This window comes from Ulvibacterium sp., from assembly GCF_965248315.1.
GTDB lineage: Bacteria > Bacteroidota > Bacteroidia > Flavobacteriales > Flavobacteriaceae > Ulvibacterium.
The window spans coordinates 814,893-841,326 of the sequence record NZ_CBDFIX010000002.1; the positions used below are offsets into that span (position 1 = coordinate 814,893).

At 41.1% G+C, this 26,434-nt stretch carries 20 protein-coding genes; 11 read left to right on the forward strand and 9 right to left on the reverse strand.

Going from position 1 to position 26,434, the window contains the following annotated elements; genetic code table 11:
* Positions 1 to 4 precede the first annotated feature (4 nt).
* Positions 5 to 2,260, reverse strand: a complete 2,256-nt coding sequence (locus ACP2AF_RS04950; protein WP_425235131.1) for a gliding motility-associated C-terminal domain-containing protein — start codon at positions 2,258 to 2,260, stop codon at positions 5 to 7.
* 284 nt (positions 2,261 to 2,544) lie between these two features.
* Here ACP2AF_RS04950 and ACP2AF_RS04955 point away from each other — a divergent pair, with 284 nt between their 5' ends.
* On the forward strand, positions 2,545 to 4,230 hold the full coding sequence (locus tag ACP2AF_RS04955) for a glutamine--tRNA ligase/YqeY domain fusion protein (protein ID WP_425235132.1): 1,686 nt from the start codon (positions 2,545 to 2,547) through the stop codon (positions 4,228 to 4,230).
* Positions 4,231 to 4,483: 253 nt separating this feature from the next.
* Positions 4,484 to 5,761, forward strand: coding sequence for a POTRA domain-containing protein (locus ACP2AF_RS04960; protein ID WP_425235133.1), 1,278 nt, complete (start codon positions 4,484 to 4,486; stop codon positions 5,759 to 5,761).
* 54 nt (positions 5,762 to 5,815) lie between these two features.
* On the opposite strand, the gene ACP2AF_RS04965 is transcribed toward ACP2AF_RS04960, so the two are convergent.
* The gene (locus ACP2AF_RS04965) at positions 5,816 to 6,751 is read right to left on the reverse strand and encodes an SPFH domain-containing protein (RefSeq protein WP_425235134.1); all 936 of its coding nucleotides are present in this window, start codon (positions 6,749 to 6,751) and stop codon (positions 5,816 to 5,818) included.
* A 156-nt stretch (positions 6,752 to 6,907) separates the two neighbouring features.
* Positions 6,908 to 8,413 carry a glutamate--tRNA ligase gene (gene gltX / locus ACP2AF_RS04970; RefSeq protein ID WP_425235135.1) on the reverse strand — a complete coding sequence of 502 codons (1,506 nt, stop codon included), beginning with the start codon at positions 8,411 to 8,413 and terminating at the stop codon, positions 6,908 to 6,910.
* A gap of 454 nt (positions 8,414 to 8,867) precedes the next feature.
* On the opposite strand from gltX, the gene ACP2AF_RS04975 reads away from it, so the two are divergent.
* The 6 genes from ACP2AF_RS04975 (at position 8,868) to ACP2AF_RS05000 (ending at position 16,705) form a co-directional block, all read left to right on the forward strand.
* Positions 8,868 to 12,107, forward strand: coding sequence for a hypothetical protein (locus ACP2AF_RS04975; protein WP_425235136.1), 3,240 nt, complete (start codon positions 8,868 to 8,870; stop codon positions 12,105 to 12,107).
* Complete coding sequence (gene ybeY / locus ACP2AF_RS04980; protein WP_425235137.1) at positions 12,100 to 12,522, forward strand: rRNA maturation RNase YbeY; 423 nt, start codon at positions 12,100 to 12,102, stop codon at positions 12,520 to 12,522. The genes ACP2AF_RS04975 and ybeY overlap by 8 nt, the downstream gene beginning before the upstream one ends.
* 3 nt (positions 12,523 to 12,525) lie before the next feature.
* A complete protein-coding gene (gene mnmG, locus ACP2AF_RS04985; protein ID WP_425235138.1) occupies positions 12,526 to 14,394 on the forward strand; it encodes a tRNA uridine-5-carboxymethylaminomethyl(34) synthesis enzyme MnmG in 1,869 nt (622 codons plus the stop codon).
* A 146-nt stretch (positions 14,395 to 14,540) separates the two neighbouring features.
* Positions 14,541 to 15,083, forward strand: coding sequence for a hypothetical protein (locus tag ACP2AF_RS04990; protein ID WP_425235139.1), 543 nt, complete (start codon positions 14,541 to 14,543; stop codon positions 15,081 to 15,083).
* On the forward strand, positions 15,061 to 15,888 hold the full coding sequence (locus ACP2AF_RS04995) for a class I SAM-dependent methyltransferase (protein WP_425235140.1): 828 nt from the start codon (positions 15,061 to 15,063) through the stop codon (positions 15,886 to 15,888). The genes ACP2AF_RS04990 and ACP2AF_RS04995 overlap by 23 nt, the downstream gene beginning before the upstream one ends.
* 310 nt (positions 15,889 to 16,198) lie before the next feature.
* Entirely contained in the window at positions 16,199 to 16,705 is a 507-nt protein-coding gene (locus ACP2AF_RS05000) for an OmpH family outer membrane protein (protein ID WP_425235141.1), read from the forward strand.
* Positions 16,706 to 16,741: 36 nt separating this feature from the next.
* Here the strand turns inward: ACP2AF_RS05000 and ACP2AF_RS05005 are convergent, their stop codons facing one another.
* Positions 16,742 to 17,143 (reverse strand): DoxX family protein, encoded by a 402-nt coding sequence (locus ACP2AF_RS05005; protein WP_425235142.1) that lies wholly within the window; start codon positions 17,141 to 17,143, stop codon positions 16,742 to 16,744.
* A gap of 11 nt (positions 17,144 to 17,154) precedes the next feature.
* Positions 17,155 to 18,306 (reverse strand): ATP-binding protein, encoded by a 1,152-nt coding sequence (locus ACP2AF_RS05010; protein WP_425235143.1) that lies wholly within the window; start codon positions 18,304 to 18,306, stop codon positions 17,155 to 17,157.
* Positions 18,307 to 18,441: 135 nt separating this feature from the next.
* Between ACP2AF_RS05010 and ACP2AF_RS05015 the strand changes: the two genes are divergently transcribed.
* The 3 genes from ACP2AF_RS05015 to ACP2AF_RS05025 all read left to right on the forward strand — a co-directional run bounded on the left by ACP2AF_RS05015 (position 18,442) and on the right by ACP2AF_RS05025 (position 22,515).
* Positions 18,442 to 19,635 carry a phosphoglycerate kinase gene (locus ACP2AF_RS05015; RefSeq protein ID WP_425235144.1) on the forward strand — a complete coding sequence of 398 codons (1,194 nt, stop codon included), beginning with the start codon at positions 18,442 to 18,444 and terminating at the stop codon, positions 19,633 to 19,635.
* A gap of 119 nt (positions 19,636 to 19,754) precedes the next feature.
* Positions 19,755 to 21,404, forward strand: coding sequence for a LysM peptidoglycan-binding domain-containing protein (locus ACP2AF_RS05020; protein WP_425235145.1), 1,650 nt, complete (start codon positions 19,755 to 19,757; stop codon positions 21,402 to 21,404).
* 118 nt (positions 21,405 to 21,522) lie between these two features.
* Complete coding sequence (locus tag ACP2AF_RS05025) at positions 21,523 to 22,515, forward strand: DUF4837 family protein (RefSeq protein ID WP_425235146.1); 993 nt, start codon at positions 21,523 to 21,525, stop codon at positions 22,513 to 22,515.
* A gap of 83 nt (positions 22,516 to 22,598) precedes the next feature.
* Here ACP2AF_RS05025 and ACP2AF_RS05030 read toward each other — a convergent pair whose 3' ends face one another.
* From ACP2AF_RS05030 to ACP2AF_RS05045, 4 genes are all read right to left on the reverse strand, one after another.
* Positions 22,599 to 22,769: a DUF6747 family protein gene (locus ACP2AF_RS05030; protein WP_170158832.1), complete on the reverse strand. Its 171-nt coding sequence runs from the start codon at positions 22,767 to 22,769 to the stop codon at positions 22,599 to 22,601.
* 293 nt (positions 22,770 to 23,062) lie between these two features.
* Entirely contained in the window at positions 23,063 to 23,233 is a 171-nt protein-coding gene (locus ACP2AF_RS05035; protein ID WP_425235147.1) for a DUF6747 family protein, read from the reverse strand.
* Positions 23,234 to 23,472: 239 nt separating this feature from the next.
* On the reverse strand, positions 23,473 to 25,944 hold the full coding sequence (locus tag ACP2AF_RS05040; protein ID WP_425235148.1) for an OmpA family protein: 2,472 nt from the start codon (positions 25,942 to 25,944) through the stop codon (positions 23,473 to 23,475).
* 307 nt (positions 25,945 to 26,251) lie between these two features.
* Entirely contained in the window at positions 26,252 to 26,434 is a 183-nt protein-coding gene (locus ACP2AF_RS05045; RefSeq protein WP_120709977.1) for a Sec-independent protein translocase subunit TatA/TatB, read from the reverse strand.

Sequence of the window (26,434 nt, forward strand, 5' to 3'; positions counted from 1 at the left end):
GCGGTTAACGGATAACGGTTATCGTACCCTGTTTAAGGGTCTCGTTTGCGTTTTTTATGATATAGTAAAAAACCATATTTTGCCTTGGAAAACTCATTGAGGATGATGGCCAATCGTTTTGGTAACCAATCTCGTTTATGAGTTCTATTCCTTTGTCATTGTATATGATGACACTTACGTCAGATTGATTTGAATAGGAATTAGGCAGTATCCACTGATCATTAAATCCATCTGCGTTAGGGGTTATAACATTGGGTACCTTGAAAGTGTCCAAATACGCCACATTGATTTCCCGCGCCACTTCACAATTATCAATATTGGCTATAAGCATATAAGTCCCTTCAGTAGTAAACGTTGCTGAAGCGCCGTTGCTTATTTCTACATTATTGGCATCGTACCAGCGATATGCGGTACCACCACTCGCCGTAACCGTTCTCGAAGTTCCTTCGGGGAAAATAATGTCACCGGAAGGATCCAAGGCAATTAGATTTGGGTCCAAAGGCGAAATTGTGATTTCATTGGAGGTCAACGGACAACCGCTACGGCTGAGTACCAAACGGTATGTCCCTGGTTGATCAATGTCCAACGAAGTATCTGTGGTATTGATTGAGCCGCCATCCCTTTGCCATTCAAAACTTTCTCCGGTAAGGTCGGTTGTGGTACTCAGGGTAATTTGCTCCGAGCCGCTGCAAAAAACGGTGTTTGTTGTGCTTATTTCCAAGATTTCCGAAGATAACAGCTGCACCGAGAGAGCTTCGGTGAAGATGGTATTATCTTCCAAAGCTCCTTCCAGGGTATAACTTCCATTTTCCGAAGGGTTGGTAAGGCTGATGTTCCCAGAGGTCTCTCCAGAGAGTAACGCACCATCCCTACGCCAGCGATAGATAAATTGGGATGCCAATTGTGAGGTGACATCTAGGGTACTACTATCGGCAAGAACCGCATTAATGCTACTGACTTCCAACACAATACTGGTGTTTTCACAGGCCGTATAGGCATCGGCATAGTCGATTGTCGCTTCAAAGGAAATAGGAGAGACTATGGTGGTAGAGGCACTGCTTATGGTCGTGGAGGTGCATGCACCGCCCGTTTGGGTGACCTGGGCATAGTAGGTTCCGGTCTCAGTGGCATCAAAGGAACTGCCTGTAGCACCTCCTATTGGATTGCTGTTCCTATACCATTGAAATGTAGGGGTATTGGCATCCGTAGTTACGCTTAAGGTTTGGGTCTGGCCTGGCAGAATGACCATATTGGCCGGGTTATCCCTTGTAACGGTAAATGCCCCTACATTGGTCATGGTGACCGATGAGGATAATTCCGTACAAATTCCGGATCCTGAAACTTCAATTTGATAATCCCCTTCAAAACCTGGTCCAGAGGCGTCTACGGTATATGAAGTGAATGTCGCATCCGCTATTACCACACCATCCTTAAACCATTGATAGGAGTAGGCTCCATCGGTAATAGTAGAAGTCAGGGTTTCTGTTTCCCCACTACACAAGGCTGTTTTTGATGGCGGATTTATAGCGATACTAGTGCTTGTACCGGTGTTTATGTCAATAATATTGGATTCGGTGCTCGCTGCACCTGAGCATTCTGGCCCGTAATCGATTAAAGCAAAATATATTCCCGTGGTAGAAGTAGTCAAAGAAGCACCTCTTTCGCCAATGATGGGTGATCCGCTACGATACCAAATATACTGGTAGGTATCACGAACGGCCAATGGAATGTTGTCCACTGTGAATGTCACGGAATCCCCATTACATACCTGTAGAGTCCCCGGCGTTGTACCATCCCCGTTAGGACTTATATGAAGATTGGTCGTAAAGTCCATATAATACATATTATAGGGGTCAGAGGCGGGACTGGTACTTTCGGGATTGGTGCTCCTTACTCGTAAACGATACCCCTGTCCTCTGGTATCTGTTGGAATGGAAAATTCAAATCCAGGATTTTGAACCGCAACTTCATCTGCGCTCCGGGCTAATTCTACGGGATTGGCGAAATCACCACTGGCATCGGAAAGTTCCAAGATGAATTCATTGCCTGCATTGGGATTGCCGGCCCAGCTAACATTTGCGTAAAATTGGTTAAAACCGGCGTTTGCACATATGGTGTAACCTTTAGAGTCGCCTGGTAGGTTGGGGTTGTCGGCAGGTTCCGGTGCATTGATTGCAATTTGTGCAGAAACTTGCGATACACAAAGCAAAAGAAACAAAGCCAATAGGCTGTACGGATGGGACAAAAGTTTAAGTTTCATAAGTAGTTGTCGTTTAAGGGACTTTGGAGCTTATCGTCTTATGTAATGTTCGATAAGTTCACTGTATCCATGGTTATTAAAACAATGGTCTTGGCAATGCCCCGTATTTCTGACAATTCCATAGTATTCAACAACAAATATGTCATATAATTGAGTCGCTGGGAATTTAATGTTGTAGGGTGGATTAAATATGTTGTGAAACTGGATATTCGCAAGGTGATCGCTTTTAGTGCCCTGTACTAAAGGCATTTTTCCTACTTTTGTGCTTCCAAAATGAGCGTGGTATGGACGAGACGACCAAATCCCTGAATTTCATAGAGCATATCATCGAGGAAGACCTTGACAAGGGCTTTCCCAATGGGGCTTTGCGCTTTCGGTTTCCGCCGGAACCCAATGGGTATCTCCATATTGGACATGCAAGTTCCATTTGCCTCAATTTTGGACTCGGACTTCGCTACAATGCCCCTGTTAATTTAAGATTTGATGACACAAACCCCGCCAAAGAGGAACAGGAGTATGTGGATGCCATTAAGCGGGATGTTGAGTGGCTGGGCTATACTTGGGATACCGAAAGGTATGCTTCTGATTATTTCCAGCAATTATATGATTGGGCGGTTGAACTAATAAAAGCGGGAAAGGCCTATGTAGATAGTCAATCTTCAGAAGAGATTGCCATTCAAAAAGGGACTCCTACGGAACCAGGAACCGATAGTCCTTATCGCGATCGGTCGGTCGCGGAAAATTTAGAGTTGTTCCGTGGAATGAAAGATGGGGATTTTGGAGAAGGCACCCATGTGCTTCGTGCAAAAATAGATATGAGCTCTCCTAATATGCTGATGCGGGATCCGATTATGTACCGAATACTGAAAAAGGCGCATCATAGAACAAATACCGATTGGTGTATTTATCCCATGTACGATTGGACGCATGGGGAGAGCGACTATGTGGAACAGGTGTCCCATTCCTTGTGTACCTTGGAATTCTTGCCGCATCGTGAGCTTTATGATTGGTTTTTGGATCAAGTAGTAGATGCCAAAAAGGTCCGCCCCAAACAACGTGAATTTGCCCGTAGGAACTTGAGTCATACAGTGGTCAGCAAGCGAAAACTATTGCAATTGGTAGAGAAAGGCGTGGTAGATGGATGGGACGACCCCCGAATGCCCACGATTTCCGGATTGCGTCGGCGTGGCTATACTCCAGAGTCCATTCGCAGCTTCGTGGAAACCATTGGAATAGCAAAAAGGGATAACTTGGTAGATGTATCCTTGTTGGAATTTCATGTAAGGGAGCACCTGAACAAAATTGCACCAAGAGTTATGGCGGTTTTGGATCCTTTAAAAGTGGTGATTACCAATTATGAGGAAGACAAGGAAGAGTGGTTGGATGCCGAGAACAATCCTGAGGATGAATCTGCGGGAAGTAGAAAGGTGCCTTTTTCAAAAGTGATTTATATAGAGAAGGCTGATTTTCGGGAAGAGGCCAACCGAAAATTCTTCAGACTAAAAATTGGGGGTGAAGTGCGCCTTAAAAATGCATATATCATCAAGGCAGAAAGTTGCACCAAGGATGCAGACGGGAACATTACGGAAGTTCAATGCACTTATGACCCCAAAAGTAAAAGTGGGAGCGGTACCGAGGAGAGTTTGCGAAAAGTAAAAGGCACACTTCATTGGGTTTCAATAAAACATGCCATAGAGGCCGAAGTGCGCTTATATGATCGCCTTTTTACTCACGAGAGTCCGGATACTCAAAAGGATAAGGATTTTATGGAATTCATTAATCGCGATTCACTTCAAAAGGTAAGAGGCTATTTGGAACCAAGCTTAAAAAATGCAACGGCCGGGGATAGGTTTCAATTTCAACGCTTGGGCTATTTTAATGTGGATCCTGATTCCAACGCAGAAATATTAGTGTTCAACCGAACAGTTCCTTTACGCGATACCTGGGCCAAAATTGATCAGAATAAGTAGTATAAATATTTCTTATTTTATCAAATATATCAATCGGTATTTTCGATTGAAATCGACTTGTTTTAAAGGGTTTTACAGCCATTTTTCAACTTGCCCGTAGTTTTCCTTGGCCCATCCCAGAATAACCTTCCTAGGCAGTTTATATTCGGGATTGGATTAAAATCTTCCGAATTTTGTATGGAATGCCCTTTTTACTCGTCTTAGGGATACATGACCATGCATCGTTTTAGCTATCGATGTATATCCCTTGCAGATGAAGAAGTTACTAGTGTTGTTTTTTTTGGTGGGCACAACCTTGGGACATACCCAAGAGATAATGGTGACGGAACTTGAGTTTACGGGATTAAAACGGACCAAGGAGTCCTTCTTGAGACGTTTGGTAAAAGTGAGGCCCGGGACTCCCTACGATTCGCTCAAAGTAGTTGGGGATATTGAGCGTTTGAAACGTCTTCCTGGTATTGCCAATGCCGCCCATGAATTAAGAAAGGAAAAAGACAATGTGATTGTAAAATATAACATTGAAGAAAACTTTACACTTATTCCCGGTCTTAGGATAGCCACCGCGAACGATGGCAGTTTTGCCTATAGAGTCTCTGCTTTTGAGTTCAATCTTTTTGGAAACAATCAACTTTTGGGAGGGTTTTATGAAAGGAACGTTTTTAATTCCTATGGCTTTTTCTGGGAGCATCCATTTTTGTTCAGTGATAAGATAGGTATTGGGTTTAGTTATCAAGACGTAACGACCCAGGAACCTATATTTTTTGCGGAAGGCGATAAGAACTACAGATTCAATTCGGAGATGTTCGAAGGAAAGTTCATATTCTCCTTTAACTTTAACCACGAAGCAGAGATTGGCGCCAGTTTGGTTAAGGAATCATATCTATTTGAGGGGGAAGATCCCATACCCAATAGACCTCTGGAATTGGAAGCGGACAAAATAAATTATAGGTTGGCGTACAGATACGTTGATTTGGATATTGACTATCAATATTTTGATGGGGTGTTGAACGAGTTTACTGGACAGTATATTCAATTCTTAAGCGGAGATGAACCGGCCGAGAGTTTTTTAAAATCGTTTCTATCTCTTAGAAATGATTTTATATACTATAAAAAACTGGGAAAAGGTGGGAATTGGGCGAGTAGATTTCGATTGGCGGCAGCCATTGGAAATGAGGATTCTCCCTTTGCCCCTTTTACCTTGGATAATCAACTTAATATCCGTGGAGTCGGAAATACTGTGGATAGAGGAACTGCGGCCATTGTATTAAATACGGAGTACAGGCATACATTTTACGAAAAGGGCTGGTTTGTGGTACAGGGAAATGCCTTTGTGGATGCGGGTTCCTGGAGAACTCCGGGAGAGGATTTCTCACAGTTGTTCGATGGATCCTCCACAAGGTTGTATCCTGGACTGGGCATTCGTTTTATTCACAAGCGGATTTTCAATGCGGTATTCCGGTTGGATTACGGTTTTGGCATTGGAAATAATGCCACTAACGGAATTGTATTCGGCATCGGCCAATATTTTTGAAAGCTGACTGGGCAATAAAAAAGGCAGGGTTTACCCTGCCTTTTTTAAGGAACATTATTTACCTGTCGGTCCCTTCTTGGGATTTGTCTTTTTCATCTGCTCCCCGATCATGTTGCTGGCCGTAAAAGAGGCCACCATATTATTGAGCATGTCACTACCAGCTTGGGGAGAATTGGGCAATAAGATCAGATTGGTATTGGTCTCCTCGCCAATGGACTGCAATGTGTCGTAATGTTGTGTTACCACGATGAGTGCGGAAGCTTCCTGTGAATTGATACCCACCTTGTTCAGTACCTCAACTGATTCCTCAAGACCTCGTGCAATCTCCCTGCGTTGATCCGCAATACCTTGGCCTTGTAATCGTTTGCTTTCTGCTTCGGCCTTGGCTTTTTCAACGATTAATATCCGGGCGGCATCTCCCTCGAACTGTGCCGCGATTTTTTCCCGTTCGGAGGCGTTAATACGGTTCATGGCTTCTTTTACCTGCGCATCCGGATCAATGTCGGTTACCAAGGTCTTAATGATGTCATATCCATACTCGGACATATATTCCTGAAGTTCACGCTTAACTGCAATGGCAATGTCATCCTTCTTCACGAAAACATCGTCCAATTTCATTTTGGGCACCTCGGCCCTTACCACGTCAAATACAAAGGAAGTTATTTGGTCATGGGGATATTCCAGCTTATAGAACGCATCATATACCTTTTCCCGCAAGACTACATATTGTACGGACACCTTCAGCTTCACAAAAACATCGTCCAATGTCTTGGTCTCTACAACGACGTCCAGCTGTTGGATTTTTAATCCCAATCGTGCCGCAATGCGATCTACCAGAGGAATTTTTATATGCAGTCCTGAATGCCGAATGCTTTGAAATTTACCAAAACGCTCAATAATAACTGCAGTCTGCTGTTTTACGATGAAAAGGGATGAAAAAAGAATAATGAGTCCAACAAATACTAACGGAATTAAAAGGAAACTGCCCATGGTGGTAGATTTTAGTTAATGGATTGAATTTAAGAAAAGGCTTTGTATATAAGTAGGTTTTTCGTGAAGATTGTTACAAACTATAATTTGGTTCTGAAGATTCGAATTCTAAATCGGACTTCTAATCGGAAACCATAAAAATTTAAGGCAGAAAAACTACAAATTTGAAATTGCAATATGGATTCTCCTCGTACTTTCCTCGTTTCCGATCAATTCCATAATATCGAACAAATGTGGGCCTTTTAAGTCTCCCACAAGGGCAAGACGTAAGGGCGCCATCACTTGACCAAAGGAAACCCCCTCATTAGCAATCCAAGTTTTTACGGTAGCTTCTATGTTTCCAGAAACGAAATCATCAATTTCCTTAAGTAAGGAAACCAATTGGCTCATTATTTCAGGGGTGTTTTCCTTCCACTGCTTCCTTACCGCTTTTTCATTGTATTGGGAAGGGGTTTCAAAAAAGTAACTTCCAAGTTCCCAAAAATCGGAAACAAAGGTCGCCCGCACCTTGATTAATGAAATCACTTTCTGAATGTACAATTCTGATTTCCCAAAGTCCGAACCCCTTGTGCTTACAAGCAATCCACGGAATAAACCGGCCAATTCCGTATCCTCCATTTTTTGGAGGTATTGTTGATTGTACCATTTGGTTTTTTCCGGATCAAAGCGAGCCCCGGATTTATTTACGCGCTCCAAGCTAAAGCTATCTATCAATTGCTCTAGAGAAAAAAGCTCTTGCTCCGTGCCAGGATTCCAGCCCAATAGGGCCAAAAAATTAATTACCGCTCCTGGAAAATACCCCGCTTCCCTGTAGCCAACAGATTCGTTCCAGGACAGTGGAAAAACGGGAAAGCCCATCTTATCACCGTCCCTTTTGCTGAGCTTTCCTTTACCTGTGGGTTTCATGATTAGAGGTAGATGTGCAAACTGTGGAGGGTTCCACCCAAAGGCATCATACAGTTGTACATGTAAAGCCAAGGAAGGCAACCACTCCTCTCCACGGATAACATGGGAAATCTCCATCAAATGATCATCAACGATGTTCGCCAGGTGATAGGTAGGCATCCCATCACTTTTAAACAAAACCTTATCGTCCAAAATATTGGTGTCTATCTGAATTTCCCCACGAATGGTATCTTTCAATATAAGTTTTTCATTAGGAGGTGATAAAAACCGAATCACATAATCCTTTCCTGAAACTAAATGTTTTTGAACTTCTTCCGGAGTTTGGGATAGCGAATTATTGAGTTTAAGACGATTGTGCCAATTGTAGATGAATGTCTTTCCCCGGGCTTCATGGTCTTTCCGATGAAAATCCAACTCCTCTGATGTATCAAAGGCATAATATGCTTTTCCTTTTGTGATAAGTTCTTCGGCATACTTTTTATAAATGGATTTTCGTTCGCTTTGTCGATAAGGACCAAAGTTGCCATGCTTGCCCGGACCTTCGTCAAAAGGGATACCGCACCAATTTAATGCCTCTACAATATAGTCTTCTGCTCCTTCTACATACCGATTTTGATCCGTGTCCTCTATCCGAAGGATAAAATCGCCCTTATTTTTTTTTGCGAACAAATAGTTGAATAAGGCAGTACGTACACCGCCGATATGAAGAGCCCCCGTGGGGCTAGGGGCAAAGCGCACCCGTACTTTATTTTCCATGCGCCAAAGGTATAAAAAGCGGGTTAGTCGCCAAAGGTGTGCCTGATGCGGATACAAAAGTTTAGGTTTAATATTTTGAGCATAGTGGTAGACCTAAAGTGATTGCGAACGGCGCTTGGAACAATTGATATTTTGGTGGGCTTGGCATCTTGAATCGGTGATGCCCTACCTTTTAACAAATTTTTGATGACAAAATTTCGGATAACAAGTATCTTGGTAGTATATATACATTCTTTTGAACACATATAACAACATACTGCAAAAGCTGAACCAGTTCATAAAAAGGTTCTACACCAAAATGTTGGTACAAGGCAGTTTGGTTTTCTTGGCACTGGGCTTATTATTTTTTTTGGTGATTTTGGCCGTGGAATATTTCTTATGGCTTGGTTCTACTGGCCGACTTATCTTATTTTTTGTTTTTATAGGAATAGAGCTCTTTCTATTTTACAGGTTTATGTTGATACCGTTGCTGTACTTACTGCGCCTAAAGAACGGTATCAGTAATAAGGAGGCTTCTTTATTGATTGGAAAGCATTTTCCGGACGTAGATGATAAATTGCATAATTTATTGGATTTAGCCGAGGACCGGAACCAATCAGAACTTTTATTGGCAAGTATAGAGCAACGATCTCAACGGCTGAGACCGATACCTTTTGTAGCGGCATTGAATTTTAGGGAAAGCTTTAAATACGCCAAGTATTTGTTTTTGCCAGCCGCTGTTTTTGGGTTGATTTGGCTCTCCGGTAATCTTTCCAGTTTTTTTGGATCCTATGAAAGGGTGGTCAACTATGATGTGGCCTATGAACCTCCTGCGCCCTTTATTTTCAAGATGTTTTCTAACGATTTGAACGTTTTGGAAAATGAAGCTTTTACCTTACTAGTGGGTACGGAGGGAGACGTTAGGCCGGAAAATGTGCATATGGTAGTGGACGGAAGAGAAATGCTATTACAGGATATTGATGGCATGTTCCGTTTTGAATTCAGTCCTCCTTTGAGGCAAATGGATTTTTACCTTGTGGCCAATGATGTAAGGTCCATAACGTACACGCTTAATGTTCTGGAAGTCCCTTCAATACAGGATTTTAAAATGGTATTGAACTATCCAAGTTATACGGGCAAGGCCTCCGAAACGGTGAAAAGTACCGGCAATGCTACTTTTCCGGAGGGAACCAAAGTAACATGGAGTATTGTCTCGGAAAATACGGAAGAGATGCAATTGCATCTCTCGGATACCACAGTTACTTTTTCAAAGTCGGCGAACAGCTTTGATTTAACCCAAAGAGTATATCGGAATATGTCCTATGAGCTTTCAACTTCAAATGCCAATGTTCGTAATTTTGAAACACTGCAATATCGTTTTGAAGTTGTAAAGGATGCCTATCCGGGGATTAAAGTTGAGCAAGTATTAGATTCGCTTAACCCTAATGTTTCGTACTATTTTGGCGAGGCTTCGGATGACTATAAAATAAAGGACATTTCTTTGGTGTATTATCCGTCTGGCGAGGTGGACGGTCGAAAGGCGTTAGAACTTGTTAAACCAAATTCCAATTTTGAACAGTTTTATTACACCTTTCCATCTGGGTTGGATTTAGAACCGGGTAAGACCTATAGCTTTTATTTTGAAGCTACCGACAATGATGCTATTCACAAGGGTAAATCCACAAAAAGCCAGATTTTTTCTACTAAGGTTTTGGACGAGGACCAGTTAAGGAATAGGGAGTTGGAATCCAGACAGGCCATAATAAACAATTTGGACAGCTCACTAGAGGACTTTAAAAAGCAAAAGGAAACCTTAAAGGAGATTAACAGGGAACAAAAGGAAAAACAACAGCTTAACTTTAACGATCAGAACCAAGTACGGGATTTTCTCAAGAAACAAGAGCAGCAGGAAGCTCTAATGGAAAAATTTAGCAGACAGCTGAAGGAAAATTTAAATAGGGACGACAAGGATGATCAATTAAAAAAGCTGTTAAAAGAACGTTTGGAAAGGCAAGAGATGGAGGCTAAGAGAAACGAAAAGTTGCTGGAAGAGCTTTCGAAAGTTGCCGACAAATTGAAAAAAGAAGAATTAACCAAACGTTTGGAGGAATTGGGTAAAAAGCAACAGAACAGTGAGCGGAATCTGGAGCAGTTATTGGAACTTACGAAACGATATTATGTAGCTGAAAAGGTGAGGCAATTGGCAAGGGAACTGGAGAGACTGGCCAAGGAGCAGGACACACTTAGTAAGCTGGAGATTGGAAAGGATTATTCGGCTAAGGACCAGCAGAATTTGAATGAGAAGTTTAATAAGATTGCTGAAGAAATGAAGGAGCTGGGGAAGGACAATAGGGACTTAAAGAAACCTTTAAAACTGAACTTCGACAAAAATGATGAAAACTCGATAAGGAAGGACCAGGAAGGGGCCCTGGAAGAAATAGGCAAAGAGGAAGAAAAAAATGAGCGTGGTCAACAAGACTCAAATCGGGAAAATGCCGATAATGCCAAACAGAAACAAAAGTCGGCAGCGCGCAAGATGAAGGAAATGAGTGAGTCGTTAGGGCAATCGGCTTCAGGAACTGGCGGGTCTACTATTACTGAGGATGCCGAGATGCTACGCCAGATTTTAGATAATTTGGTAACTTTTTCATTTAAGCAGGAAAGTTTGCATGATAATTTGGAAGACTCCGAGACGGAAATCGCGCAGTTTGGGGGCACAGTTAGAAAACAACAGGAACTGCGGAATTTGTTTGAACATGTGGATGATAGTCTTTTTGCACTTTCGTTACGGCGAGCCGAGCTATCCGAGTTTGTTAATGAACAAATTACGGAGATATACTATAATATGGACAAGTCCTTGGAGAGTATTGCGGAGAATCAGATTTATCAGGGGGTTTCCTATCAAAAATATGTTTTGAATGCTTCGAATGGTCTTGCGGATTTTTTGGCAAAACTATTGGATAGTATGCAGGAAAGTATGATGTCAGGTTCGGGTTCCGGACAAGGGAATGACTTTCAGTTACCGGATATTATCAAGGGGCAAGGAGAGTTGAATGAAAAAATGAAGGGAATGGGAAAGTCGGGTAAAGGTCAGCCGCAACAAGGAGAAGGCCAAGGACAAAGTGGCGAGGGAAAACAACAAGGGGAAGGGAAACAAAAGGAAGGAGAAGGGGATGCTGAATCTGGGGGTGAAGGGAAGGATTCGAAGTCAAATTCAAATCAGGGTGATGGCAATAGTGGTAATGGAGAGGGAGCTAATGGTAATAGTAGGCAAGGAGATGGGGGATTGGGCGAAGAAGAGCTGAGGGAAATTTATGAAATATATAAGGAGCAACAACTTTTAAGGAAGCAATTGGAGAAGCAATTGGAGGATATGATTGATAGTAGCGATAGAAAGTTGGGGCAGAAACTGTTGAAGCAGATGGAGGAATTTGAAAATGAACTTTTAAAAAATGGGGTTACGGAAAAGACCGTGGATAGGGCGAATACTTTGGAATACGAATTACTCAAATTGGAAAACGCTGCCATGCGTCAGGGTAAGAAGGAAGAAAGGGAAAGTAATGTGAATACGGAGAATTTTCGGAATCCAATACTGACTAAACCGGGAGTATTGGACAATTATCAAAATGAAGTTGAAATTTTAAATCGCCAAACCTTACCTTTGCGGCGCAATTTTCAGAATAGGGTAAGGGAGTATTTTAATGGCAATGATTGAGTTTTACTTCGAGACAGAGTTGGATCTTCAGGAGAAGGGTCGATATGCGGAGTGGGTGGTACAAATAGGAAAATCTGAGCGAAGAGAGATAGGGGAACTTTCTTTTGTTTTTTGTGATGACACGTATTTGCTGGAGCTGAACAGAAAGTTTTTGAATCATGATACTTTTACAGATGTTATAACTTTCGATTATTCCAATGATGATGTTGTATTAGGTGAGGTGTTTATTTCTATTGACAGATTGAAGGAAAATTCTTATAAATACCACGTTACTTTTTTAGATGAACTGAGGCGCGTAATGGCTCATGGTGTGTTGCACTTATTGGGCTATAATGACAAATCGGATGAAGATTCTAAACAAATGAAAGCAAAAGAAGAGGAAAAGATGAAATTGTTCCACGTGGAACACCAATAAACTATGTTTCAAGAGAGGTATGATGTTATCGTTGTGGGCGGGGGCCACGCTGGAGCAGAGGCCGCTGCTGCTGCTGCCAATATGGGTTCAAAGACCTTATTAGTTACCATGAGCCTACAAACCATTGGACAAATGTCTTGTAATCCTGCTATGGGCGGCATTGCCAAAGGCCAAATTGTCCGTGAGATAGATGCGCTTGGGGGCTATAGTGGAATTATTACGGATAAGTCGGCCATTCAGTTTAAAATGTTGAATAAGTCTAAGGGTCCGGCAATGTGGAGTCCTAGAGCTCAAAGCGACCGAATGCGGTTTGCGGAAGATTGGCGATTGGCGTTGGAGGCCACGCCTAATCTGGATTTTTATCAGGAAATGGTAAAGGGTCTTTTGGTTGAAGAAAAGAAGGTGGTTGGGGTGCGTACCTCTCTGGGAATCGACATTAAGGGAAGGGCGGTTGTCCTAACGAACGGAACGTTCCTTAATGGCTTGATTCATATAGGGGATAAGCAATTCGGTGGTGGACGTGCAGGGGAAAGAGCCGCAACTGGAATAACGGAACAATTAACGGACTTTGGCTTTGGTAGTGGACGAATGAAGACAGGAACTCCTCCTAGGGTTGACGGTAGATCTTTGGATTATTCCAAGATGATAGTACAGCCAGGTGATTCCAATCCAGAAAAGTTTTCATACCTGGATACCCCAGTATTGAGTGAACAACGGGACTGTCATATGACCTATACTAGTCCAGAAGTGCACGATTTGTTGCGCGAGGGTTTTGATCGGTCTCCCATGTTTAATGGAAGAATCAAAAGTATTGGACCAAGGTACTGTCCTTCTATTGAGGATAAGATCAATCGCTTTGCTGATAAAGACAGACATCAAATTTTTGTGGAACCGGAGGGGTGGCATACCGTGGAGGTTTATGTTAATGGGTTTTCAACCTCTTTGCCGGAGGATATACAATTTAAGGCGTTAAGGTCTGTTCCGGGTTTTGGTGAGGTTAAGTTTTTTAGACCGGGTTACGCTATAGAATATGATTATTTCCCCCCTACGCAATTGCGCCACTCTTTGGAAACCAAACTTTGCGAAAACCTTTATTTTGCCGGACAGATTAATGGAACTACGGGTTATGAGGAAGCAGCTTCTCAAGGTCTTATGGCCGGAATAAACGCTCATTTAAAAATCAATGGCAAGGAGCCATTTGTGCTAAAGAGAGACGAAGCATATATCGGCGTTTTGATTGATGATTTGATTACGAAGGGAACCGAAGAACCGTATCGTATGTTTACCTCACGAGCGGAGTATAGAACATTGCTGCGTCAAGACAACGCAGATTTACGGTTAACACCTAAGGGCTACAAAATTGGTCTTGCCAAGGAAAATCGTTTGCGGCGTATGGAAGAGAAGCTGGAAAAATCAAATGCGTTTGTTTCATTTTTTCAGGATACTAGTGTTAGGCCTGAGGAAATAAATCCCATACTGGACAGTTTGGATTCCGCCTTGGTTAAACAGTCCGATAAAATGTTCAAAGTTTTTTCTAGGCCCCGGGTTACCATGGATCATATGCTAAAATTAGATGCTGTCTCAGATTTTGTTATGGAGAACAATTTGGACAGCGAGGTTTTGGAACAAGCAGAAATTCAGGTAAAGTATTCGGGATACATTAAAAAGGAAAAGAACAATGCCGACAAGCTAAATCGTTTGGAAAATGTCAAAATCCCAGACAACTTTGACTATTCTGAATTAAAATCGCTTTCTTTTGAAGCCCGAGAGAAGCTAGAATTTGTTCGTCCTGTTACTATATCTCAGGCCTCGCGCATAAGTGGTGTATCTCCTTCAGACATCAGTGTATTATTGGTTTTCTTAGGGCGCTAACACACCAAAATGTTCCACGTGGAACATTTTAGAGCGACTTACATAGAAACCTATAACCGAACTGCACTTTTTTGCAAACTCAAATGGTTGACGACTAAATTGGCGTGGTGTTTGATAATCTTCATATCGAACTAAACCAACTCCATATGTTCCGGATAATTACGTTTATTGGAATTCTGTTTCTTTTATATTCATGTATTCCACTTCGCATTGCGCCAAGCATTGATGATTACAAAACAACCAAGGGAAAAAAATTCAAAAGAGGGCTTCCCAAACGTGAAATGTTCATTTTTGAGGACCCAAAAAATGCAAATCAATTTTATGATTATATAAACATCAAATTTGGATTGGACGACACGAATGTATATGATGATGTCCCTTTTAAAATTGCTGGGCAACAATATTTCTTTTCTTTTTACGAAGTAGAAATACCAACTAAAACGATCAATTTGATTCCTGTGGTAATCGATGGGCTTTTGGACAGTGCGGATATAGACCCGGTTTTAGAGGATGCCTATGCTTCCAGAATAGGCAATTGGTACATTGCAATTGAGGTGTATGCGGATTTTGAGCAGGATTGTCTTCAAGAAGATTCCCTTTCAAGGGAAGCTGTTTTAAAGTATCTTCGGACCATAAAACAAGAATATCTATCCACGTATAACTATAATGAAGTTGTTTTTAAAAACTAAGGATTACTCTGTTTCACAGGAAGAGTTTCATTTAAGTCATGATGCCGACATGGATATGCTCATTACCCATCCCCAACCTGAAAAGCTGGAAGAGTACTATCAAAGTGAATCCTATATTTCGCATACGGACGCAAACAAGAACTTTTTTGACAAGCTCTATCAGATAATTAAAAAATACAGCCTTTATAAGAAGATGAAATTGATAGGCCGATATGCGAAAGGGGAAAAGAACCTTTTGGACTTTGGTGCTGGAACGGGAGACTTTATGGTGATGGCAAAAAAGAAGAATTGGTCAGTTGCCGGAGTCGAACCTAATTGTAAAGCTAGGGAACTTGCAGAAGCAAAAGGAATACTCCTCTATCCAAAAATGGAAACACTTCAAGATAATAAATACCAAGTTATTACACTTTGGCATGTATTGGAGCATCTCCCCAATTTAGAAGAGCAAATTTCGCAGCTAATTTCCAAGTTGGGAAAAGAGGGCATTCTTGTAATCGCTGTTCCAAACTTCCGGTCTTATGATGCGAAGTACTATAGGGAATTTTGGGCGGCCTATGATGTCCCTAGGCATCTTTGGCATTTTTCCAGAACAACAATGGAGAAGTTGTTTTCCAAGCACAAGATGAAAATCGTAAAAATAAAACCAATGATTTTTGATGCGTTTTATGTGGCCATGCTTTCTGAAAAATATAAAACGGGTAGAGTCAACTTTCTTAAAGCCTTTTGGATAGGGCTATGGTCCAATATTAAAGCTCAAGGTTCCGGGGAGTATTCTTCGCTTATCTATGTTATTCAAAAGAGCTAAAACGCATTTTAAGGAGATTTTACGGTCTTTTGCGATAATAGGCATAATAGTGCCATGCGCTTTTATTTTTAATGCTAAGGCCCATCCATTTCAAGCGAAAATCAATAGTTTTAATCAATTGCAAAACCAATATCAAATAGATTTTTTCTATTATTTAGTTTCAGACAATTACAACCGTAAATAGTGGCCACGGGTAATCGATTAAATATTCTCCTTTTTATCAAAAAGCTTTCCTATTTTTGCCCAACCTAAAAATCACCTCAGATGTTGATTTGGGGAAGTAAATTTGATAAAAGAGAAATATAGCAATATGAAGAAAATAGTATTTGTGTGTATCGCATTGGTTGTTGTTTCATGCAAACAAGAAAAAATTGGATTCGTGGATAATGTGAAATTGATGGACGAATATCAAGAGAAAATAGATATTGAATCGAAGTTCAAGACCAAGGTGGAGGCATTGACCAAGAAAAGAGACAGTATTTCTCAGGCTTTTCAACTGGAGGCCCAAGCTTTTCAAACCAAGGCGCAAAACATGTCACAAAAAAAGGCCCAGGAAGAATATGCTTTAATGCAGCAACGCGGCCAGTTTATAGGTCAGCAATTACAGCAGGAAGACCAACAACTACAGGCCGAGGGACAGACCGAAATGGATAGTGTTGTAAGCAAGGTAAAGAAAGAAATTAAGGCTTATGGCAAAACGCAGGGCTATACGTATATCCTTGGTGGTGGTGACGGCGGCAGCGTGCTATATGGCGTTGATGCCAACGACCTTACAGATGAGATTATCAAAATCCTAAACGATAAGTACAAGAAATAGTCCACGACTGCCATGGTCGCAGTTTTTAATCGAGGTCTATGAGTTCTGTAACAGAAAGACCAAAAAGATTGCCGGAACAAAATAAATGGCAATAGTTTTGGCACCATCATAATCCTTGGCAGTCCGTTGTCCAAAAAGTAGCATTAATAGGGAAATACAGGACATAATGGCCCCGTAAAATGCGACTGTGCCATCTCTCAAGACCACAATTTGAAAAAGCCCGATTGCACATAGTATTCCGGCCGCTATTTCAGATAATAGAACAACCCCTAACAGCGCAGGAACCAAGTTTTGCAAAGGCGTACCGGCAAAATGCTCCTTAAGCCAAGTAAGGTTGCCATTCCAATCAAATACCTTATCGATTCCACTTTGCAAAAACGTGATAATCAGGAAGAGCAATAAAAGAATTTCCGTGGCGTAGTTAAGGATACCCTGCATAATATAAGATTTTAGGCCGCTTTTTTATGCAACAAGCGCGTAAGTTTAATGGAAAGATCCGTAAGAATAATTTTGGAATTACCATTGCGCTCTATGTGAAAATGCGCGTCTTCCAACTCTTCAACGATTTCTTGGATATTGTTCTCATGGACAAAAGGGGCAAACTTATCCAATTGAAATCCGTCCACATGAATTTTCATAAAGGCCAATGTTTCCGCATTATAATTGATCATCAAGGCCTGTCGCATTACAGAAAGACAATACAATAGAAACTTCTTTTGCGTTTCCCTACCTGTCTTGGCGACTTCATCACTCCAGAGAATAAGTTCATGGATGGCTGATTTGTTGCCCTTTGCCTTAAAAGCGCTTCGAACCCATTGTACAAACCATTTCTCAAAGATTAAATCTTCAGAATCACGGTTTTTAAGGTCCAAAGCTTTATTGAAATTACCGTTGGATTCATGGGCCAGTTGTAAGGCTTCTTCCCGTACCAGTCCTCTTTCTACTAAACCATCTGCTATGATTTGCTCCGCAAGTGGAGGAAAATGAAGAATTTGGCACCGCGAACGTATGGTTTGGATAATCTGTTCCTCGTCCTCCGTAATCAATAAAAATACGGTTTTTAGTGGGGGCTCCTCTATGAGTTTAAGCAATTTATTGGCGGCCGCCGTATTCATTTTTTCCGCCATCCAGACGAGCATTACCTTATAACCGCCCTCATAGGATTTTAAGGATAGTTTTTTAACGATATCCTGAGCTTCGTCCACTCCGATTTGCCCTTGTTTTTTCTCTATGCCTATGAGACGATACCAATCAAAAAGGTTTCCATATGGTTGCTCCAATAGAAATTTACGCCATTCTTCCAAATAGTGATTACTAACAGCGTGCGTTTTTACTTTATCCGTATTTGCTACGGGAAAGGCAAAATGCATATCGGGATGTGATAATGCCTCAAACTTTAAATTACAACTGTCTTGGCCTTCTTTGTTGTCGCCATTTTTATTGGAGCAGATAATATATTGTGCATAGGCCAAGGCCATAGGTAAAGTTCCGCATCCCTCTGGGCCAACAAATAGTTGAGCATGTGGAATACGGCCTGCATCTGCACTTTTGGCCAAATGGCTTTTAATATGGGAAAGGCCTAAGATATCCTTGAACAGCATAGTTCAAATATAGCCATTCGGATACAAATCAAGGAATTGAAGTTTGGTGGTTCATAGTTAACCTAAATAAAACTGGGAGCCCTTTATCCGAAGCATAGAAATCTTTACATTTGCCACTCTCTAAACCCTTTGCACATGAAGACTATTGATGATTTTAACTTCGACAACAAAAAAGCTCTGATCAGGGTAGATTTTAACGTTCCCTTGGATGCTGATTTTAATGTTACGGACACCAACCGGATCGAAGCGGCCAAACCTACAATTATAAAAGTACTTGAAGATGGGGGCAGCGCAATCCTAATGAGCCATTTAGGAAGACCTAAAGGGCAGCGCAATCCTGACCTTTCGCTAAACCATATCTGCTCCAAGGTTTCCGAAATAATTGGAGTGCAGGTAAAGTTTGTGGATGATAGTGTAGGGGAAGATGTAGAATCAGCAGCTTCGGAATTACAACCAGGGGAAGTACTTCTATTGGAAAACCTTCGGTTTTATGCCGAAGAGGAAAAAGGGGATCAAGGTTTTGCGGAAAAACTTTCAAAGCTTGGGGACATTTATGTGAACGATGCTTTTGGGACAGCACATCGCGCACATGCCTCTACCACAATAGTTGCTCAGTTTTTTCAAGACAAAAAATGTTTTGGGTATTTATTAGCTAAGGAAATTGATGCCATAGAAAAGGTAATGCAGACCGGTGAAAAACCCGTTTTGGCCATCCTGGGCGGCGCAAAGGTGTCCAGCAAAATTACCATTATAGAAAACATCTTGGACAAGGTAGACCACTTGATTATTGGCGGCGGAATGACCTATACCTTTGTAAAGGCCCAAGGGGGGAAAGTTGGCAATTCCATTTGTGAGGACGACAAAATGGAACTCGCAATGGAAATTTTGGAGCAAGCCAATAAAAAGGGAGTGGAAGTGCATCTTCCCTCGGATGTTTTGGCGGCAAATGATTTTGCCAATGAAGCCGATACACAAGTAGTGGACGTAGATAAAATACCTGACGGATGGCAAGGTTTGGATGCAGGGCCCAAGACTCTTGAGAGTTTTGGGGGAGTCATTCAAAAGTGCAGGACTATTTTGTGGAACGGCCCTGTCGGGGTCTTTGAAATGGAGAACTTTGCAAAGGGAACCATAGCTGTTGGGAATTATATAGATGCGGCCACTCAAAATGGTGCATTTTCCTTGGTCGGTGGCGGGGATTCCGTGGCCGCGGTAAAGCAATTTGGTTTTGAGGACAAAGTAAGTTACGTGTCTACAGGAGGAGGCGCTATGCTCGAAAGCCTGGAAGGGAAAACCTTACCGGGAATAGCTGCAATAATCGGAGCATAAAGGCGTTATCGATTAACGGGCATCAAAGTCCGAAGGACCGGCTTTAACATTGCAAAATTTTATTCTTTGAGAAAAAAAAGCGATTTTAGCTAGCCCCACCTTAATATTTAGCTTAATCCATGACAACAAAAGGAAATAGTCGCCTCGCCTTTTTAACCCTCTTCCTATGTATTAATTGGCTAGCCTCCCAAGAAACAGATAGCATTCAGAAACCTATAACGGTTACAGATACTACCACTTTGGATTTAAAGGGTGTTGGGCAGATGGAACGGATGGATACCAAAGTGGAATTAGTGGATAATCCTCTTGTCATAATTAAACAAGAAGGCAAGGTCAAATATAATCTAATAGACCATGCGGCGGCGGCTAGGTACGACAGTCTTTGGATGAAGGAACTCTATGAAAATGCAGCGCTTTTTGATGAAATGTACGATGAGGTATCTACACAGCGTTTGGAGGTGGCACCAGAGGAAGAGGAACTATATACCTATAACCTGCCAACGGATAGCCTAAAGGCAAGGCTAGCTAAATTGAATCAAAAAACGCCTTTCAACGTAGTTTATAATCCATCTTTGGAAAATGTCATAAAATCTTTTTTGACCCGCAAAAGGGATTTGATGCAACGTATGCTTACCACAAGCCAGTTCTACTTCCCTCTTTTTGAACAGCAATTGGACAACTATGATATTCCTTTGGAAATGAAATATCTGTCTATTGTGGAATCTGCCTTAAACCCCAAAGCACGATCACGTGTAGGGGCAACAGGTCTTTGGCAATTCATGTATGGAACCGGAAAAATGTACAAGCTCAATGTAACCAGTTATGTAGATGAACGAAGTGATCCCATTAAATCTACCGAAGCTGCATGCAAATATCTCTCTAAACTCTATGATATCTTTGGTGATTGGGACTTGGCCCTAGCGGCCTACAACTCAGGCCCCGGAAATGTAAACAAGGCCATACGAAGATCCGGAGGCTATAAAAATTATTGGAATTTAAGGCGCAACCTTCCTAGGGAAACCGCAGGCTATGTACCTGCATTCCTGGCCACTATGTACATTTTCGAATACGCGGAGGAACACGACCTTATCCGCAGGAAAATAGAACGACCTTATTTTGAAACCGATACCATACATGTAAAAAGCCTTATAACATTTGACCAGATTTCCGAACTTGTTGGAATAAGTACAGAGGAACTAAAAATTTTAAACCCCTCCTATAAGCTTAATGTGATACCTTATATTGAGGGCAAGCCGCATATTCTTCGCCTACCTAAATCCGTGATGGGCAAGTTTGTAGCTAATGAGGAAGCCATTTATGCCCACGTAGAAAAAGAATTGAAAAGCAAGGAAAGCCCTTTACCGCAATTGGTGAAGGCAGCGTCCAACAACAGAATCCGCTACCGGGTGAGAAGCGGTGATTACCTTGGAAAGATTGCTGAAAGATATGGGGTTGGCGTAAGCCAAATTAAGCGATGGAACGGTCTTCGAAGCAATAATTTAAGAGTGGGACAACGATTGACCATTTTTCCAAGAAGAACACCTGGGGCCGCTGTGGCTTCCAACCAAACTAAAACTACTTCAAAAGCACAAAGCCAAAATTTTCCACCGGGCGCAAAGATACATACGGTGCGTAGTGGGGATTCCCTTTGGACGATATCCAGAAAATATCCTGGAGTAAGTGTTGACAAGTTAAAGCAATGGAACGGCCTTAATAGCAATAGTCTAAAGCCGGGTACCAAACTCAAACTTTGTGAATGCCCTTCCTAATCCTAGAAAGAAGGTAAATTCTTGTGGTAGTTTGACAATTATGGAACGATTTTAGTGGCTTGCTACATGGTATTTTCCTATATTGAGAACATTCACAAGAGAATAATCTGGACATAAAATGAAAAAACTTCAAGCACTATTTCTGCTTTTCTTGGCCTTGTTGGTCAATTCGTGCAAGAACACCAACAAGAACGACTATAAACCTACCTCTATTGGTGCCATAAACTCCTTGGCCGTGGTAATGGACAACGAATTATGGAAGGGAAAGGTGGGAGATGAGGTAAGAAAACATTTTGCAGCCCCAGTAGTAGGCCTTATTTGGGACGAGCCGCTTTTTACCATCCAACATTTACCTCCTAGTGTTTTTACAGGCACTACACGTTATAGACGTTCCACATTGTACGTTCAAAAGGATTCCTTGGACATCGCCCATATAAAGACCGACATGTATGCTACTCCCCAAAAAGTTGCCGTTATTAAAGGGAGGACAGAGGACGAGATTATTGAAAATTTAAGCGAAAAATCAAGTCAGATTATTGCTGAATTCAAGAATCTGGAAGTAAAGGAAACACAGAAACGATTTTTACGTTCCCTAAACCGGGAACAGGTTTTACAGGAAGAATTTGGTGTTTCCTTGACGATTCCATCCATATACAAAGTAGGAAAACATGAAGATAATTTTGTTTGGATAGATAGGCAGGTCCCTAAGGGCACGATGAATATTATTGCTTATGAAATGCCTTACAATAGTTTCTTAAATGACTCTACATTGGTAAGGGACATCGTAAGTATGCGAGATTCCATTGGCAGTAAATATATTCCTGGTCCCGATGTGCCAGGAAAAAGAACACATATGCGAACAGAACCGGCATTTTCCCCCTCCGTGTATCATGCCACAATTATTGGAAAAAATGTAATTGAGGTAAGAGGTATTTGGGATATCAAAAATTATCCGATGGCTGGTCCCTTTGTGACCTATATCATTGACGATACCAAAAACTCAAGAAAAATAGTCTTGGAAGGCTTTACTTTTGCCCCCGCAACTGAAAAAAGGGACTATATGTTTGAGTTGGAGGCTATTTTGAAAACACTAAAATTTGAAACACAGTAGGAGTGTTACGCAATTGCAAACACCTAGCATAAAAAAGGCCCCTACCAATTCGTAGGGGCCTTTTTGTTGTGAATTTATATTTATCAAACAAAGGCAAAGCCCGTGGATATTCTATAAATAAGGGCATAGGCTGCAATTGCAAGCAACGCAAAACAAAACCAGGAAAAAGCCTTAAAATATCGATTAAGAATTTTATAGGTCCAGTCCTTAAATGCCTCTACATAAATTTCCTTTACAAGTAGTAATTTATTCATATGCTTTCTCTTTTTTAAGTTAACTAGAAAGCTAAGTTCTAAATTTGTCAAGGCAACCTTAAACTTTTTGGATGAAAGCCCTTAAATTATAGTTGTGTAAAATGCGGTATTGTTACGGCCCGGTGAAAGGTATTTGTTTTTCGGTGAAAGGTGTTAAGAACCTCCGTAAGGCATGTACAAAAGGTGTATTTCTGAAATAGTGAGTTGTTGCAATGGGCCATGGCTTTGTAGCGATACAAAAAAAGCGCCCCCTAAAGGACGCTCTTATCAAAAGTTAGGTTGGTATTATACGATTAGTCAAAGGCAAAGCCAGTTGAGATTCTAAACAAGAAAGCATAAAGTACGATTAAGAAGCTTGCGAAACAAAACCAGGAAAAAGCTTTAAAATAGGATTTCACTAAATAATGGCCAAGGTTTTTAAAAGCTTCCAAATAGATTTCTCTAATAAGTAGGATGTTTTTCATGATGTTGGGATTTTAGTTAAATAGGTTATAGGTATAACTCAAAAACCATATTTTTTGTATTTCATCGAACACCTTTTGTTGTAAAGGGGCTAAGGGGTGTTGTGAAATTCATCTTTTTTGAAAACAGAACTTTGTTCCAATCTCCTTTGACTTACATTTCGCATTACATTGACCAATAAAAAAGGCCGATAGATGGGTAACAGCTATCGGCCTTTTTTAATATGTATTCTATGTCTTTGCTACATGCTTACAATGATAAACTCGGATCTACGGTTAAGGTAGTGATTGGCTTCGGTACATCTAACAGTACCGTCACACTCGTTGAGCAATCGATTTTCTCCATATCCTTTGGCACTTTCAATACGTTCCGGTGCAACTCCTTTTGAAACTAAGTAATTCCTTGAGGATTTGGCCCTTTTGTCAGAGAGGTATTCATTGTACACTTTACTACCTCTAGAGTCGGTATGGGATTCTATTTTGATGACCATATTTGGGTACTCGTTCATGACCTCTACCAGTTTATCCAATTCCTCGGCGGCATCTTTTCGTATATAGGACTTATCAAAGTCGAAATGAATCATTTCTGTCTTTAGTTTCTTGATTCCGTCTTCAATGGCAATCATTTCCTTTAGTCGTCGCATGGAAATGTCAACTTCCATACGTTCATTATCCCTGGTACTCACTTTTAGCTCATTCTCAAAGAATTCCTCTCGTGTTGTTTTCAGAGTATATTTGGTATCTCCGTCCAAATCCTCAAAAACAAAAGTTCCATCATCTCCGGTCACAACTTCTTTGAGTTTGATTCCATTTTCATCCAATAATTCTACCATAGTTTGCGGCATAACATCTCCAGTAATAAGTTCGGTGACCACACCAGCTATGACATTAAGATTTTCCGGAATCTCTTCTACGACTAACCTTTTAAAGGAATAGATATCGTCATCTCCTTTACCCCCGGGCCTATTAGAAGCAAAAAAGCCTTCTTGGGTCTCTTCGTTTATGATATAAGAGAAATCGTCTTTATTGCTGTTTATAGGTTTGCCAAGGTTTGTTGCCTCTCCAAAGCCTTCCTCTTCGTTATACGTTGCCTCATATACATCCAATCCACCAAGCCCAACATGACCATCGGAAGAGAAATACAGTTTATTGGAATTGATAAAAGGGAACATCTCCTTTCTTTCTGTATTTATGGTAGGGCCCAAATTCCTAGGTTCTGAAAAATTTCCATCCCCCAATACATCTACAACGAAAATATCGGTTTGGCCAATGCTTCCCGGCATATCGGAGACGAAGTACAACTGTTTACCGTCTGGGCTTAATGCCGGATGTCCGGTAGAGTAATCATCGCTATTAAATGGGACTTCCACGGCTTCTATCCAATCTCCATCGACTTTTTTGGACATATATATTTTTAAATGGTTGACTCCATTTTTATCGCGCTTTAGTTTTTTCCCATAATTATTTCGCGTAAAATACATGGTGGAATTATCCGGGGAAAAGGTTACGGAAGCCTCATGATATTTCGTGTTGATTTTCTTTGAATATTTTACAGCATTACGAAGATCTTGGGATTCTTCATTCATTTTGGCAACATAAAGATCCAGGAAAGGTTGATTGTTCCACTTGTATCTTCTGGTCGTAAAAAACGATGAATCTGCAGAAGAAGCAAAAACAACTTGGTTTGAATCCAAGAACATAGGGGAAAACTCGGAATATTTTGAATTAATGGATAAGTTATGGATATCCAATTTTTCCTCTGTCCCCAAAATCTTATCCAAAACCACTTCATTACGGGTTTGTACCGCGGTATCCGTAATTTTTGCGAAATCGCCTTTTTTCATTTTACGGTTATACAATCGCATCAGTCGTTTGGAACGGGCATATTTGCCCGTCCCCTTTAAGGAATGTGCATATTTGAAGATGTTATCGGCGGACATTTCATCCTTATAGTTCTTATAAAGCAAGTTGTACCAATGGAAAGCCTTTTCCATATTGGTATTGAAATAATGGGCATCTCCAGCTTTTTGGATAATATCAAAAGAATAGTTTTCCTTTCCCTTTTTCAGGGCTTCCTCGTAAAGATCCGCCGCCTCTGCATACCACATTTTCTCAAAATATTGATCTGCCTTTTGAATAAGTAAATTTTTTCCAGGGCTGTGGATTTCCTTTTGCACGACGGCTGAGGTAACGGCACTTTTAGTGTTCAGCATTTCATAGTCTACCTTTTCCAAGGCTATAGGCTCTTCTGCGAAGACTTCTTTTTCTACTTCCAATATCCAAACATCTCCCTTGTATTTACCATTTAATTTTGATGCACAGGCATCAACCGCTTCCAGTCCAAAAGGATGGTATTCTAGATATACGTAGTTAAGGCCGTTTTCGGAATTGGCTATGGATCTTGCGGCAAACCCTTTTCTGGTAAATTTTTTAATCGTTTTTTTAAGATTTTCCTTTCTACTGAAGATACCCGCAATAATGTAATAACCGTCCTCAATGTCCATTAGGTTAGTCATCTTTCTATGGGCAATATTGTTCCTTTTTGCTGCTTCCTCAAAGGTTTCGCTGAAGGCAATGGGCGGCGCGCTATCTGTGTCCAAATAAGAGTCTTGGCCGATTTCCTGATTGATGCCTGCTATACCAACTTGGGAATCGTTTTGGGCGATTAAACCAAGGGAAAGCAAAAGCACATAAGCCAAAATCAGTTTTTTCATGGGAAAGGGGGATGGGTTGATTGCTATTTCCAAATATGTCATGTAATGATATAACATGCGCACATGCTTGTAAACGTTGAAAATAGTGTTTCCTGTATGCCCTTGTGATTTTTTGTTGTGAAAGACATACTTTTTGTCGTGTAGAGGAATATTAGTATAGTTTCCTAACACTTTTTACGAGAAAGTGAAATTGGAAACAACAACGAGAAAGAGGAAGGTTAAAAAAACCAAAAGGTATATAAAATACAGTTGAGATAAAAAACCCGGTGAATTCACCGGGTTTGGAATGCATATTGAATATAATTTTCTACTCTTTTTTCTCTTCCAATTTCTCATCTTCCTTGGAAGCATCCTTGAACTCCTTAATGCCGCTACCGAGACCACGCATCAATTCCGGTATTTTTTTGCCACCGAACAAAAGAAGTACTACCATAACAATTATGGCTATCTGCCATGGGCCAATGGCCAGAAATATATGTAAAGCTGTCAT